The 13,881-nt window shown below is 65.2% G+C and carries 12 protein-coding genes; 8 read left to right on the top strand and 4 right to left on the bottom strand.

The annotated features are described in order from the left end of the window. The first annotated feature begins 3 nt into the window (after window positions 1-3). The 8 genes from rapZ to ppc all read left to right on the top strand — a co-directional run bounded on the left by rapZ (window position 4) and on the right by ppc (window position 9,252). Window positions 4-870: an RNase adapter RapZ gene (rapZ, locus tag J2X62_RS15115; RefSeq protein WP_032365838.1), complete on the top strand. Its 867-nt coding sequence runs from the start codon at window positions 4-6 to the stop codon at window positions 868-870. Beyond that, entirely contained in the window at window positions 867-1,895 is a 1,029-nt protein-coding gene (gene yvcK, locus J2X62_RS15110; protein ID WP_052053305.1) for a uridine diphosphate-N-acetylglucosamine-binding protein YvcK, read from the top strand. Before rapZ ends, yvcK begins: the two co-directional genes overlap by 4 nt. After that, complete coding sequence (gene whiA / locus J2X62_RS15105; protein WP_027497005.1) at window positions 1,886-2,869, top strand: DNA-binding protein WhiA; 984 nt, start codon at window positions 1,886-1,888, stop codon at window positions 2,867-2,869. The genes yvcK and whiA overlap by 10 nt, the downstream gene beginning before the upstream one ends. A 121-nt stretch (window positions 2,870-2,990) precedes the next feature. Then, complete coding sequence (gap, locus tag J2X62_RS15100) at window positions 2,991-4,010, top strand: type I glyceraldehyde-3-phosphate dehydrogenase (protein WP_008716538.1); 1,020 nt, start codon at window positions 2,991-2,993, stop codon at window positions 4,008-4,010. Between the two features lie 5 nt (window positions 4,011-4,015). Then, a complete protein-coding gene (locus J2X62_RS15095) occupies window positions 4,016-5,227 on the top strand; it encodes a phosphoglycerate kinase (protein WP_027497006.1) in 1,212 nt (403 codons plus the stop codon). A gap of 3 nt (window positions 5,228-5,230) precedes the next feature. Next, window positions 5,231-6,016 carry a triose-phosphate isomerase gene (gene tpiA / locus J2X62_RS15090; protein WP_027497007.1) on the top strand — a complete coding sequence of 262 codons (786 nt, stop codon included), beginning with the start codon at window positions 5,231-5,233 and terminating at the stop codon, window positions 6,014-6,016. Window positions 6,017-6,135: 119 nt separating this feature from the next. Beyond that, window positions 6,136-6,369 carry a preprotein translocase subunit SecG gene (gene secG / locus J2X62_RS15085; RefSeq protein ID WP_027497008.1) on the top strand — a complete coding sequence of 78 codons (234 nt, stop codon included), beginning with the start codon at window positions 6,136-6,138 and terminating at the stop codon, window positions 6,367-6,369. 51 nt (window positions 6,370-6,420) lie between these two features. Next, window positions 6,421-9,252, top strand: a complete 2,832-nt coding sequence (gene ppc / locus J2X62_RS15080) for a phosphoenolpyruvate carboxylase (RefSeq protein ID WP_032372464.1) — start codon at window positions 6,421-6,423, stop codon at window positions 9,250-9,252. Window positions 9,253-9,552: 300 nt separating this feature from the next. Here ppc and pgl read toward each other — a convergent pair whose 3' ends face one another. From pgl to tal, 4 genes are read right to left on the bottom strand one after another with little or no spacing between them, the layout of a single operon-like run. Further along, window positions 9,553-10,296: a 6-phosphogluconolactonase gene (gene pgl / locus J2X62_RS15075; RefSeq protein ID WP_027497010.1), complete on the bottom strand. Its 744-nt coding sequence runs from the start codon at window positions 10,294-10,296 to the stop codon at window positions 9,553-9,555. Further along, entirely contained in the window at window positions 10,289-11,197 is a 909-nt protein-coding gene (opcA, locus tag J2X62_RS15070) for a glucose-6-phosphate dehydrogenase assembly protein OpcA (RefSeq protein ID WP_027497011.1), read from the bottom strand. The genes pgl and opcA overlap by 8 nt, the downstream gene beginning before the upstream one ends. Continuing rightward, window positions 11,194-12,750 (bottom strand): glucose-6-phosphate dehydrogenase, encoded by a 1,557-nt coding sequence (gene zwf / locus J2X62_RS15065; protein WP_027497012.1) that lies wholly within the window; start codon window positions 12,748-12,750, stop codon window positions 11,194-11,196. Before zwf ends, opcA begins: the two co-directional genes overlap by 4 nt. Window positions 12,751-12,753: 3 nt before the next feature. Beyond that, a complete protein-coding gene (gene tal, locus J2X62_RS15060; RefSeq protein ID WP_027497013.1) occupies window positions 12,754-13,878 on the bottom strand; it encodes a transaldolase in 1,125 nt (374 codons plus the stop codon). Window positions 13,879-13,881: the final 3 nt, after the last annotated feature.

The following is a 13,881-nucleotide window of genomic DNA, read 5'->3' as shown; positions in this document are numbered from 1 at the left end:
GGCATCGAAGTGGCGTTGGTCACGGGCGTGTCCGGCGCCGGGTTGCGCACGGCCGCCAAGATTCTCGAAGATCTGGGTTGGTACGTGGCCGACAACCTGCCGCCCGAGCTCATTTCCAAGATGGTCGATCTCGGGCTGGAGTCGCAGCCCCGTATCGAGCGTCTCGCCTTGGTGATGGACGTGCGCAGCCGCCTGTTCACCGGCGATCTGGGCTGGGTGGTCAAGGAACTCGACTCCAAGGGTGTGCGCAATCGCGTGCTGTTCCTGGATGCGTCCGACGCCGTGCTGGTCCAGCGGTTCGAATCGAATCGGCGCAGTCACCCGTTGCAGAACGACGGCCAGGACGGAACTCTGACCGAGGGGATCACGGCCGAGCGACTACGGCTCGCGCAGGTCAAGGCGGCCGCCGACCTGACCGTCGACACGACCTCGTTGTCGGTGCACCAGCTTCGGCGCAAGATCGAAACGGTCTTCGGGGCCTCCGACACTGTCGGCGTCGGCGTGACGGTCCAATCCTTCGGCTTCAAGTACGGCTTACCGATGGATGCCGACCTGGTCTGCGACGTGCGTTTTCTGCCCAATCCGCACTGGGTGCCCGAACTGCGCGAACACACCGGTCAGGACGCGGATGTGCGCGACTACGTCCTCGGACAGAACGGGGCGCACGACTACCTGCAGACGTACACGCACCTGTTGAATCTGACCATCGAGGGATACGTGCGGGAAGGCAAGCGATACATGACGGTGGCCGTGGGCTGCACCGGAGGAAAACACCGAAGCGTCGCGATGACGGAGGCCCTGGCCGGTATTCTCGCCGAACAGGGGGACGTATCGGTCCGCGTCCTGCACCGTGATCTGGGCCGCGAATGAGCGATACTCCGCACCGTCCGGTATCGGGATCGGGTCCCAAGATCGTCGCTCTGGGCGGCGGCCATGGTTTGTACGCGACGCTGTCGGCAGCTCGGCTGCTCAGCAGCGATGTCACTGCAGTCGTGACGGTCGCCGACGACGGCGGGTCCTCGGGTCGTCTGCGGGCAGAACTCGGCGTCATCCCGCCCGGCGATCTCCGGATGGCGCTGGCTGCCCTGGCGCGCTCGGACGCCAGGACCCAGCTGTGGACCGACGTCATTCAGCACCGATTCGGGGGCACCGGTGCCTTGGCCGGCCACTCGGTGGGCAATCTGGTGCTCGCCGGGCTCACCGAAGTACTCGGCGACCCGATAGCTGCCCTCGACGAGATGGTGCACATGCTCGGTATCGACGGACGAGTGCTGCCGATGTCACCGATTGCGCTCGACATCGAAGCCGATGTGTCCGGCCTCGAGGACGACCCACGCGTGAGTCGCGTCATTCGCGGTCAGGTCGCCGTCGCCACGACGCCCGGCAAGGTTCGACGCGTGCGTCTGTTGCCACCGGATCCGCCTGCGACGCCGGCGGCGCTGGCCGCCATCGCCGCGGCGGACCTGGTCGTGCTCGGTCCCGGATCGTGGTTCTCGAGTGTCATTCCCCATGTTCTGGTGCCGGATCAGCTCGCTTCACTGGCGCGCACGAGCGCGCCCAAGGTACTGGTCCTCAACCTGGCACCGGAGCTGGGGGAGACCACCGGATTCTCCGCCGAGCGACATGTCCACGTACTCTCCCAACACGCACCTGATTTGGGAATCGACCACGTGTTGGTCGATTCTGCCTCGGTCCCGGAGGGCAGCAACCGCGAGCACGTTGCGCGCGCCGCGGCCCGGCTCGGCGCTGGGGTCGTCTACGTCGACGTTGCCGAAACCGGCACTCACGCACATCATTACGGAAAGCTGGCTGCTGCTCTCGGAGCCATCGTGTCGTCCACCGACGGCTCGGTACCGACAGCGGCGCGCAGAGAGGGGATCACTTCGTGGCCATGACAGCGGAGGTCAAGGACGAGCTGAGCAGGCTCACCGTCAGTCAGGTCAGCTGCCGCAAGGCCGAGGTGTCCGCCCTGCTGCGTTTCGCCGGCGGGTTGCACATCGTCGCGGGTCGAGTGGTGGTGGAGGCCGAGGTGGATCTCGGCTCCATCGCACGGCGGCTGCGACGCGAGATCTTCGAGCTGTACGGCTACTCTTCGGATGTCCACATGCTCAGTGCCGGAGGCCTGCGCAAGACGTCTCGGTACGTGGTGCGCGTGGCCAAGGACGGTGAGGCTCTGGCCCGCCAGACCGGGCTGCTCGACCTCCGTGGACGTCCCGTGCGTGGCCTGCCCGCTCAGGTCGTGGGCGGCACGGTCGGCGACTCCGAGGCCGCGTGGCGCGGCGCGTTTCTCGCCCACGGCTCGCTCACCGAGCCGGGCCGGTCGTCCGCGCTCGAGATCAGCTGCCCCGGGCCCGAAGCAGCGCTCGCCCTCGTCGGTGCCGCTCGGCGCCTCGGAGTGGCAGCCAAGGCACGTGAGGTGCGCGGCACCGATCGAGTCGTCGTACGAGACGGCGAAGCAATCGGAGCGTTGCTCACGCGCATGGGCGCTCAGGACACCCGGTTGGTGTGGGAGGAGCGCCGGATGCGCCGCGAGGTGCGGGCCACCGCCAACCGTCTGGCCAACTTCGACGACGCCAACCTGCGCCGGTCCGCTCGGGCCGCGGTTGCGGCCGCCGCTCGCGTCGAGCGGGCTCTGCACATTCTCGGCGACGACGTACCCGATCATCTCGCTGCGGCAGGTTCGCTTCGGGTTCAGCACCGCCAGGCCTCACTGGAGGAACTCGGTCAGTTGGCCGACCCGCCGATGACCAAGGATGCGGTGGCCGGTCGGATCCGGCGTCTGCTGTCCATGGCCGATCGGAAAGCGAAGGAGACCGGGATACCCGACACCGAGTCGGCGGTCACCGCAGAGCTGCTCGACGAGGCGTAGAGCGCCTCGATCGAGTGATGCGCGCGCTCCGCCGGAGCGCACACTAGGGTAGGAACCGCGTGTGGCACCCCGCATGCAGGCACGACCAGACATCTGTTTTCACAACTTTTAGGAGCGAACAGTGACGATCCGGGTAGGCGTCAACGGCTTCGGCCGCATCGGGCGTAACTTCTTCAGGGCTGTCGACGCGCAGAAGGCGCTCGGTACCACCGACATCGAAATCGTTGCTGTCAACGACCTGACCGACAACGCATCGCTCGCACACCTGCTCAAGTACGACTCGATCCTGGGCCGCTTGCCGCACGACGTCTCGCTCGAAGGCGAAGACACCATCGTCGTCGGCGGCCAGAAGATCAAGGCTCTGTCGCTGCGTGAGGGACCGTCCGCACTTCCGTGGGGTGACCTGGGTGTCGACGTCGTCGTCGAGTCCACCGGCATCTTCACCGACGCTGCGAAGGCTCAGGGTCACATCGACGCCGGTGCCAAGAAGGTCATCATCTCCGCGCCCGCCAAGGGCGAGGACATCACCATCGTCATGGGCGTCAACGACGACAAGTACGACGGCAGCCAGAACATCATCTCCAACGCGTCGTGCACCACCAACTGCCTCGGCCCCATCGCCAAGGTTCTCGACGACGAGTTCGGCATCGTCTCGGGTCTCATGACGACCATTCACGCGTACACGCAGGATCAGAACCTGCAGGACGGCCCGCACAGCGATCTGCGTCGTGCACGTGCCGCAGCTCTGAACGTCGTCCCCACCGGTACCGGTGCAGCCAAGGCCATCGGCCTGGTTCTCCCGCAGCTGCTCGGCAAGCTCGACGGCTACGCACTTCGGGTGCCGATCCCCACCGGCTCGGTCACCGACCTGACCGCTCTGCTGAAGAAGAAGGCCAGCGCCGAGGACATCAACGCCGCGATGAAGGCTGCCGCGGAGGGCCCGCTGAAGGGCATCCTGAAGTACAACACCGATCCCATCGTGTCCTCGGACATCGTCACCGATCCGCACTCGTCGATCTTCGACGCGCCGCTGACCAAGGTCATCGACGACCAGGTGAAGATCGTCTCCTGGTACGACAACGAGTGGGGCTACTCCAACCGCCTCGCCGACCTCATCGGTCTCGTCGGCAAGTCCCTCTGACACCGATGGCTGTCAAGACACTGCAGGATCTGCTCGATGCCGGTGTCGAAGGACGTGGCGTCCTCGTGCGATCGGACTTCAACGTCCCGCTCGAGGACGGCACGATCACCGACCCCGGCCGCATCCAGGCGTCGATTCCGACCCTTCGTGCACTGGTCGAAGCCGGAGCGAAGGTCATCGTCACCGCTCACCTCGGTCGCCCCGACGGCAAGCCCGATGCGAAGTACAGTCTGGCTCCGGTCGCTGCCAAGCTCGGCGAACTGCTCGGCCGGCACGTCCAGCTCGCGGGAGACGTGGTGGGTCAGGACGCCGAGGCACGCGCCGAGGGCCTGACCGACGGCGACGTACTGCTGCTCGAGAACATCCGCTTCGATCCGCGGGAGACCAGCAAGGACGAGTCCGAGCGAGCCGCACTGGCTCGTGAGCTCGTTGCTCTGGCCGGCGACGATGCGGCATTCGTCTCCGACGGATTCGGCGTCGTGCACCGCAAGCAGGCGTCGGTCTACGACGTGGCGCAGCTGCTTCCGCATTACGCGGGCACACTCGTCGCGGCCGAGGTCGAGGTGTTGGCCAAGCTGACCGAGGATGCGGCTCGTCCGTACGCGGTGGTGCTCGGCGGCTCCAAGGTCTCGGACAAGCTCGGCGTCATCGAGGCGTTGGCTCCCAAGGTCGACACCCTCGTCATCGGCGGCGGCATGGCGTTCACTTTCCTTGCGGCGCAGGGCTATTCGGTCGGTAACTCGCTGCTTCAGGAGGATCAGATCGGGGTCTGCAAGGACCTGCTCGAACGCTTCGGCGACGTGATTCACCTTCCGGTCGACATCGTCGTCGGAGACAAGTTCGCGGCGGACGCCGAGTCCAAGACCGTCAAGGCATCCGAAATTCCGGACGGCTGGATGGGTCTGGACATCGGACCGGATTCGGTCAGTCGTTTCGCCGTCGTGCTGTCCAATGCGAAGACGATCTTCTGGAACGGACCTGCAGGCGTCTTCGAGTTCGACAAGTTCTCGGCCGGTACCAAGGGCATCGCAGAGGCGATCATCGGAGCCACCGAGAAGGGCGCGTTCAGCGTGGTCGGTGGTGGTGATTCCGCGGCTGCGGTACGCACCCTCGGGCTGCCCGACGACGGCTTCTCGCACATCTCCACCGGTGGCGGTGCATCCCTCGAATATCTCGAGGGCAAGCAGCTGCCCGGTCTATCCGTCCTGGAGGCGTAACGCATGGCACGTAAGCCGCTCATCGCGGGCAACTGGAAGATGAACCTCAACCACCTCGAGGCCATCTCGCTGGTGCAGAAGATCGCCTTCTCGCTGCCCGAGAAGTACTTCGACAAGGTGGACGTCACGGTCATTCCGCCGTTCACCGACATCCGCAGCGTCCAGACGCTGATCGAAGGCGACAAGCTCCTGCTCACCTATGGTGCGCAGGACGTCTCCGCCGAGGACAGCGGCGCATTCACGGGCGAGATCAGCGGGTCGATGCTGGCCAAGCTGGGATGCACCTTCGTCGTCGTCGGCCACTCCGAGCGACGCACGTTGCACAGCGAGGACGATGCCGTCGTTCTGGCGAAGACGAAGGCTGCCCTGAAGAACGGGCTCACACCGATCGTGTGCATCGGCGAGGGTCTGAACATTCGTGAGGCCGGTGAGCACGTGGCCTACAACGTGGCTCAGCTCCGCGGTTCGCTCGACGGGCTCTCGGCCGACGACATCGCCAAGGTCGTCATCGCCTACGAGCCGGTATGGGCCATCGGCACGGGACGCGTGGCCTCGGCGTCGGACGCTCAGGAAGTGTGCGGTGCCATTCGGGAGGAATTGAAGGAATTGGCGTCGGCCGAGGTCGCCGCGGGCGTCCGCGTGCTGTACGGCGGTTCGGTCAACGCCAAGAACGTCGGCGAGATCGTCGGTCAGCCCGACGTCGACGGCGCGCTGGTCGGTGGCGCTTCGCTCAAGGCGGACGAGTTCGCCACATTGTCGGCGATTGCCGCAGGCGGACCGTTGCCCTGATCGGCCATCGTCACCGCTGCACAGAACTGGTTTCGGACACCTCGCTTCGGCGGGGTGTCCGAAGTCGTTCGCGGGGCCAGGTAGGCTGCTGAGGGCATCGAATCGAGTTTGAGGTGGACATGGATCTGTTTCTGGATATTCTGCTGGTCATCACCAGCCTGGCGCTGATCTTGCTGATCCTGCTGCATCGCGGCAAGGGTGGCGGTCTGTCCAGCTTGTTCGGTGGCGGCGTGCAGTCCAGCCTGTCCGGCTCCACGGTCGTCGAGAAGAACCTCGACCGCCTCACTGTCTTCACCGGCCTCATCTGGCTCATCGCGATCCTCGGGATCGGTCTCGAGATCAAGTACACCTGATCCGTCCCGGCTCCGAGTGCGAGTTGACGGCCGAGCGACGATACTGGGGGGATGAGCGAATCCTCTTACGAGTCAGTCGGTTCCCCGGCATTCGTCACACCGACAGCTCGCGGGCGAGAGTTGACCGAGCCGCTGCGCGAGGACATCCGCTATCTCGGCGGCATCCTCGGTGAGATCATTCGCGAACACGAGGGCGACGAGGTCTTCGAGCTCATCGAGTCCGCGCGAGTGGAATCCTTCGCAGTGCGCCGCTCGGAGATCGAACGCGACGACTCTGTCGGCCGGTACACCGATGTCGAAGTGGCGCAAGCTGTTCCGTTGATCCGCGCGTTCAGCCACTTTTCGTTGCTGGCGAACCTGGCCGAGGATCTTCACCGTGAGCGCCGGAGAGCCATTCATCTGGACAACGGAGACCCGCCGCAGGACAGCAGCCTGGACGCCACGTGGTCGAAGATCGACGCCGCCGCTCCGTCGCGCGAGCAGGTCGCCGCCGCGCTGACCGACGCGTTGGTGGCCCCGGTCATCACCGCGCACCCCACCGAAACGCGTCGTCGAACGGTGTTCGACGTCCAATCGAAGATCACCGCACTGATGCGTCGGCGCGAGGTCGCGTCGGCTGCCCCGGAGGGCAAAGCCGCCGGAGCCGCCAAGGAATTGGCCGTGATCGACGTGCAGATTCGCCGGCAGGTGCTGACGCTGTGGGAAACCGCCCTGATTCGGCTGTCGCGATTGCGCATCCAAGACGAGATCGAAGTGGGTCTCCGATACTTCGAGTCCTCGCTGTTCGATGTCATGCCCGCCCTCAATGCCGATGTCCGCGCGGCGCTGCGAGCGCGATGGCCGGAGGACGACCTGCTGCCGCGGCCGATACTTCGGCCGGGGTCGTGGATCGGAGGAGACCGCGACGGTAACCCGAACGTCACCGGCGAGGTGGTGCACACGGCCACTCATCAGGCCGGTTACGTGGCGTTCGAGCACTACCTCGACGAACTGGTTGCGTTGGAGAAAGAGTTGTCGATGTCCGCGCGGCTCGTCGCGGTCACCGAGGAACTGGAGGCTCTGGCCGAGGCGTCTGCGGAACCGGACGACCGCCGGGCCGACGAACCGTACCGTGTTGCCGTTGTCGGTATCCGGGCCCGGCTGACAGCAACGGCACGGGCGGTGCTCGACGCGGTTCCGGTGTCCGGAATCGATCTCGGTGCCAACCCGTATGCGAGCCCGCAGGAAGTCCTCGACGATCTCGACACTCTGGACCGCGCGCTCCGGGCCGACGGAGACGGTCTGATCGCCGACGATCGGCTGCTTCGACTGCGGCAATCGGTCGAGACGTTCGGATTTCATCTCCAGGCTCTGGACATGCGGCAGAACTCCGAGACCCACGAGGAAGTGGTCGCGGAGCTGTTGGCCTGGGCCGGGGTTCATCAGGACTACCGGTCTCTCGACGAGGACGAGCGCGTGTCGGTGCTGTCCCACGAACTCGCCACTCGGCGTCCCTTGATCGGGCCCACCGCGCAACTTAGTGACCTCGCTGCGAAGGAACTGGGCATCGTCAAGGCGGCCAAGGAGGCCATCGACCACCTGGGCCCGGACACCGTTCAGAACTACATCATCAGCATGTGTCAGTCCGTCAGTGACATGCTCGAGGCGGCCCTGCTGCTCAAGGAAGCGGGGATCTTCGATCCCGGCGTCGACGGTTCGGCACCTACGTCGACGGTGGGTGTCGTGCCGCTCTTCGAGACGATCGAGGACCTGCAGCAGGGTGCCGCGACGCTGCTCGCCACTCTCGACGTTCCGATCTATCGAGCTCTCGTCGCCGGTCGAGGCATGAACCAGGAGGTCATGCTCGGTTACTCGGACTCGAACAAGGACGGTGGCTATCTCGCGGCCAACTGGGCGCTGTATCGGGCAGAACTCGACCTGCTCGAAGCGTCCCGTAAGACAGGAATTCGGTTGCGACTCTTCCACGGTCGCGGTGGCACCGTCGGGCGCGGCGGCGGCCCCAGTTACGACGCGATTCTGGCGCAACCGCCCGGCGTGGTGCAGGGATCGCTTCGTCTCACCGAGCAGGGCGAGATCATTGCAGCGAAGTACGCCGAACCGTCGATGGCGCGGCGCAACCTCGAATCGTTGGTCGCGGGCACACTCGAATCGACGCTGCTCGACCTCGAAGGATTGGGTGACGGCGCCGAGGCCGCCTACGACGTTCTGGACGATCTCGCGGCCAAAGCTCGGGCAGCGTACGGCCGGCTGGTGCACGAGGAGCCCGGGTTCGTCGAGTACTTCCGCACGTCCACGCCCGTTGCCGAGGTCGGCGAGTTGAACATCGGGTCGCGTCCGGCGTCGCGTAAGCCGACGAATTCCGTGTACGACCTGCGTGCTATCCCCTGGGTGATGTCGTGGAGTCAGTGCCGCGTCATGCTGCCCGGCTGGTACGGCACCGGATCGGCGTTCGAGGAGTGGGTCGGTGACGACGACTCCAAGCTGGAGGTACTCGCGGATCTGTATCGAAAGTGGCCGTTCTTCCGCACTGTGCTGTCCAACCTGGCGCAGGTCATGGCCAAGTCCGATCTGGGCATCGCCGCTCGGTATGCGGAACTCGTTCCCGACGCCGACCTCCGCGCACGCATCTTCGGCATGATCGAGGCCGAACACGCCACCACCGTGCGGATGTATCTGAAGATCACCGGTCACAGTCGACTGCTTGAGGACAACCCGGCGCTGGAGCGATCGGTACACAACCGGTTCCCGTACCTGGAACCTCTCAACCAGATGCAGGTCGAGATGTTGCGTCGATACCGCAACGGCGACGACGACGAACGGGTCAAACGAGGAATCCTGCTGACGATGAACGGCCTGGCCACGGCACTACGCAACAGCGGCTAGCACCGTACGTCTCGCTGCGCTGCCGCGGAACCGGTGGCCGACAGTCTGCGTCCAACCGGGTATGAGGACGTGCAGAAACACTCTCGACGCGTGGCGGGACGGGACGGCGTATCGGGTGATCGCTCGATCGCGGTATGCGGACTTCCGAGGCGGTCACGGTGACGACGGCGAGTCCATGCGTGGTTCGGACGGCAGTGCTTCGGACGGCGTCGGTTCGAACGACTACGGCGTCGATTCAGGGGAGTGAATCTCCTGAATCGACGCCGCAGTACGTCTGCTGTCAGCTGTGGCTCGAGCCGATCACCGGTCCAGCTGTGAGGCCGCTGCCTCGTCGACGAACCAGACCGTCGATTCCGCGCCGATGGCACCGGCCGACGGCCAGTCGTCGGACGCTGCTCCGCCGACGGCGGCGGCAACGGCCTCGGCCTTCCCTGCACCGGACACCAGCAACCACACGTGCTTCGCCCTCCGGACGGCGGGCAGGGTGAGTGTGATGCGTACCGGCGGCGGCTTGGGGGAGTCCTCGACGGCCACGACGAAGCGATGCTGTTCGCGCACCGCGTCGGTGTGCGGGAAGAGCGAGTTGATGTGGCCCTCGCCGCCCATACCCAACAGGTGGATGTCGAAGTCGGGGCATTGACCGTCGTCGGCCCGTGAGTGCAGCGTCTGTGCGTACGCCGCCGCAGCCGTTTCCGGGTCGGAGCCGTAGGCACCGTCCGACGTCGCCATCGTGAACAGTCGATCCGGGTGCACGTCCACGTGCTTCAGCAGCGCGTCCGATGCCTGGACCTCGTTGCGCTCGGGGTCGCCCGAGGGCAGAAAGCGCTCGTCACCGAAGTAGATATCCACCCGCGACCAGTCGATGGCCCCGGAATCCGCGCGCAATGCCTCGAGGAGGGCGATTCCTGTCCCGCCTCCGGTCAACACCACCGACGCGACACCGCGCTCGGCCTGCGCCGCGACGACAACGTCGACGAAGCGAGTGCGGGCGGCATCGACCAGCCCTTGTGCGTCGAGGTATCGGAGGACCGACTGATTACTCATAGCTCACTTTCGACAGACCGTGGAGGGCGAGTTCGTAGATTTCGTCCGTATCGAGCCGCCGCAGTTCCTCGGCCAGGCACTCGCGGGTGTTGCGACGTGCCAGAGCAACCTGAGCGTCGGGCTGACCGGTACGCCGCAGTGTGGCGGTTTTTCCGGTCTGCGGACGGGTCAGCGAAATACTGCTGTTCTCCCTGGTCAGCTCGACCTTGAGCTCGCCGGCTCGCCGGTAGACCGGCACGTCGAGCTTCGCCGCCAACCAGCCGGCCAGAATGTCGAGTGCAGGCTCCTCTGCCAGTCCCGACACGGTGGCCGAGGTGACGGCCTCGAACGGTGCCTGATCGAGGGCAGTCGCCAGCAGGCCGCGCCAGTAGGTGATTCGGCTCCACGACAGATCCGTATCACCCTCGGTGTAGCTGCTCAGCCGTCCCTTGATCGCTGCGGTGGTATCCGACGAATTGGTGGCGTCGGTGATCCGCCTGATCGCCAACCGGCCCAGTGGATCCTTCGCCGGTACCGTCGGTGCCTCGTCCGGCCACCAGGCGACGATCGGCGTATCCGGCAGCAGGAACGGAATGACGACGCTGTGTTCGTGATCGGCGAGCTCGCCGTTCAGTCGTAGTACGACGACCTCGGACGCGCCGGCGTCTCCACCGACGCGGATCTGGGCGTCGAGACTCGACTCGGCGGACCGATCACCGTGGATGAGGACGATGACGCGACAGGGATGTTCCCGGCTCGCCTCGTTCGCGGCATCGATCGCCCGTTCGGCCTTGCTCGCATCACGGCTGGCGACGATCAAGGTCAGCACACGGCCGATGGTGACCGCGCCACCTGCTTCACGAACCTCGACGAGCTTCTTGCCGACCTCGGCCGTCGTGGTGGCGGGAATGTCGACAATCACGGCCTTCTCCATTCGCGTCCGGTGCGGTGCATCATCTCGTCACCCGAGGACGGACCCCAGGTGCCGGCCTCGTACGGTTCGGCGGTGCCGCCCGAGGCCCAGTACTCGAGAATCGGGTCGAGAATCTTCCACGACAGTTCCACTTCGGCGTTGACCGGGAACAGTGAGGGCTCACCCAGGAGTACGTCGAGTATCAGTCGCTCGTACGCCTCCGGAGATGACTCGGTGAACGCCTGGCCGTAGCTGAAGTCCATGCTGACGTCGCGCACCTGCATGCTGGACCCGGGAACTTTGGAACCGAAGCGCATCGTGACGCCCTCGTCCGGCTGGACTCGAATGACCAGTGCGTTCTGCCCCAGTTCCTCGGTCATGGTGGCGTCGAACGGCAGATGGGGGGCACGCTTGAACACCATTGCGATCTCGGTGACTCTGCGGCCCAACGCCTTTCCCGTACGCAGATAGAACGGAACTCCACCCCAGCGCCGAGTGTCGACCTCGAGGGTGATGGCGGCGTAGGTTTCGGTGTTCGACTCGGAGTCGAACCCCTCTTCCTCCTTGAGCCCCTTCACTTTCTGGCTGCCCTGCCACCCGGCGGAGTACTGCCCGCGGGCGGACGTGCGATCGAGCGGCTCGGCGAGCTTGGTCGCCGAGAGCACCTTGATCTTCTCGGACTGCAGCTCGGTGGGGTTGAAACTCACCGGCTCCTCCATCGCAGTGATCGCGAGCAACTGGAGGAGATGGTTCTGAATGACGTCGCGGGCTGCCCCGATTCCGTCGTAATAGCCTGCGCGGCCACCCAATCCGATGTCCTCGGCCATCGTGATCTGCACGTGGTCCACATAGTGCGCGTTCCAGATCGGATCGAACAACTGGTTGGCGAAGCGCAGCGCGAGAATGTTCTGCACCGTCTCCTTGCCCAGGTAGTGATCGATCCGAAAGACGGTGTCCTCGGGGAACACTCGGTTCACGATCGCGTTGAGCTCCTTGGCGCTCTGCAAATCGTGACCGAACGGCTTCTCGATGACGACGCGTCGCCAGTTGCCGTCCTGCGCCTGGGCCAGTCCGGAGCGTGAAAGTTGTTGCAGTACAACAGGGAACGCGCCGGGTGGGATCGAGAGGTAGAAGGCATGGTTTCCGCCGGTGCCGCGGGTGGTGTCGAGCTCGGTGAGAGTCCGCGACAACTCGTCGAACGCGGCATCGTCGTCGAACGAACCCTGAACGAACCGGAAGCCCTCGGCAAGGGTGTTCCACACCTCTTCGCTGAACGGAGTTCGAGCATGATCGCGTACCGAGTCGTGCACGATCTTCTCGAAATCCTGGTTCTGCCACTCACGGCGAGCGAAGCCGACCAGGGCGAAACCGGGGGGTAGGAGCCCCCGGTTCGCCAGGTCGTACACCGCAGGCATGAGCTTCTTACGCGCGAGATCACCGGTCACCCCGAAGATGACCATGCTGCACGGCCCGGCGATGCGGGGGAGCCGCTTGTCTCGCGCGTCGCGAAGTGGATTACGCCAGTCCGCGGAATTCAGGTTTTCTGTGTCTGCGGTGGGCACAGGTCAGCTCTTCTGACCTGCTTGGCGGAGCTGCTCCTCGGTAGCTTCGAGCAGCTCGTTCCACGCAGCCTCGAACTTCTGAACGCCCTCGTTCTCCAACGTCAGGAAGACGTCGGTGAGGTCGATTCCCAGGGCGGAGATGCGGTCGAAGATCTCCTGCGACTCCGGTCCCTTACCCGAGACGGTGTCGCCGACGATCTCGCCGTGGTCTGCGACCGCGTCCATGGTCTTCTCCGGCATCGTGTTCACGGTGTTCGGAGAGACGAGCTCGGTGACGTACATGGTGTCCGGGTAGGCGTCGGACTTGACGCCCGTCGAAGCCCACAGTGGCCGCTGCGGACGTGCACCGTTGCCCGCGAGTTCGCGGAACCGAGGAGCCACCTCGAAGACCTGCTGGTACGCCACGTACGCGAGGCGCGCATTGGCCAGCGCGGCCTTGCCCTTGAGGGCCTCGGCGTCGGGGGTGCCGATGGCGTCCAGGCGGGAGTCGATCTCGCTGTCCACGCGGGACACGAAGAACGACGCCACGGAATGGATCTTGTCGAGGTCGTGACCGGCGGCGCGGGCGGCCTCGAGACCCTCGAGGTACGCGTTCATGACCAGCTCGTAGCGCTCGACGGAGAAGATCAGGGTCACGTTGACGCTGATTCCCTCACCGATCACCTTGGCAATGGCGGGGATGCCTTCTTCGGTTGCCGGAATCTTGATGAGGAGATTCGGACGGTCGACGATCTTCCAGAGTTCGACGGCCTGCTCGTACGTCTTGTCCGCGTCGTGCGCCATGCGGGGGTCGACCTCGATCGACACGCGGCCGTCGACGCCCGCGCTGGCCTCGTACTGCGGTACGAGGATGTCGCACGCCTCACGGACGTCGTCGGTGGTGACGGTGCGAATCGTGGTCTCGACATCGGCACCTTCGCCGGCGAGCTTGGTGACCTGCTCGTCGTAAGCATCGCCCTTGCTCAATGCGGCCTGGAAGATCGACGGGTTGGTCGTCACGCCGACGACGCTCTTGGTGTCGATCAGGTCCTTGAGGTTGCCCGACCGAATGCGGTCGCGGGACAGGTCGTCCAGCCAGACCGAAATTCCGGCGGCGGACAGCTCGGCAAGGTTTTTGTTCTGGGTCATGAG

This window comes from Rhodococcus sp. 3258 (assembly GCF_031456475.1).
Lineage (GTDB): Bacteria > Actinomycetota > Actinomycetes > Mycobacteriales > Mycobacteriaceae > Rhodococcoides > Rhodococcoides fascians.
The sequence above is the reverse complement of the archived record's forward strand: the minus strand, read 5'-3'. Positions and strand labels throughout refer to the sequence as shown.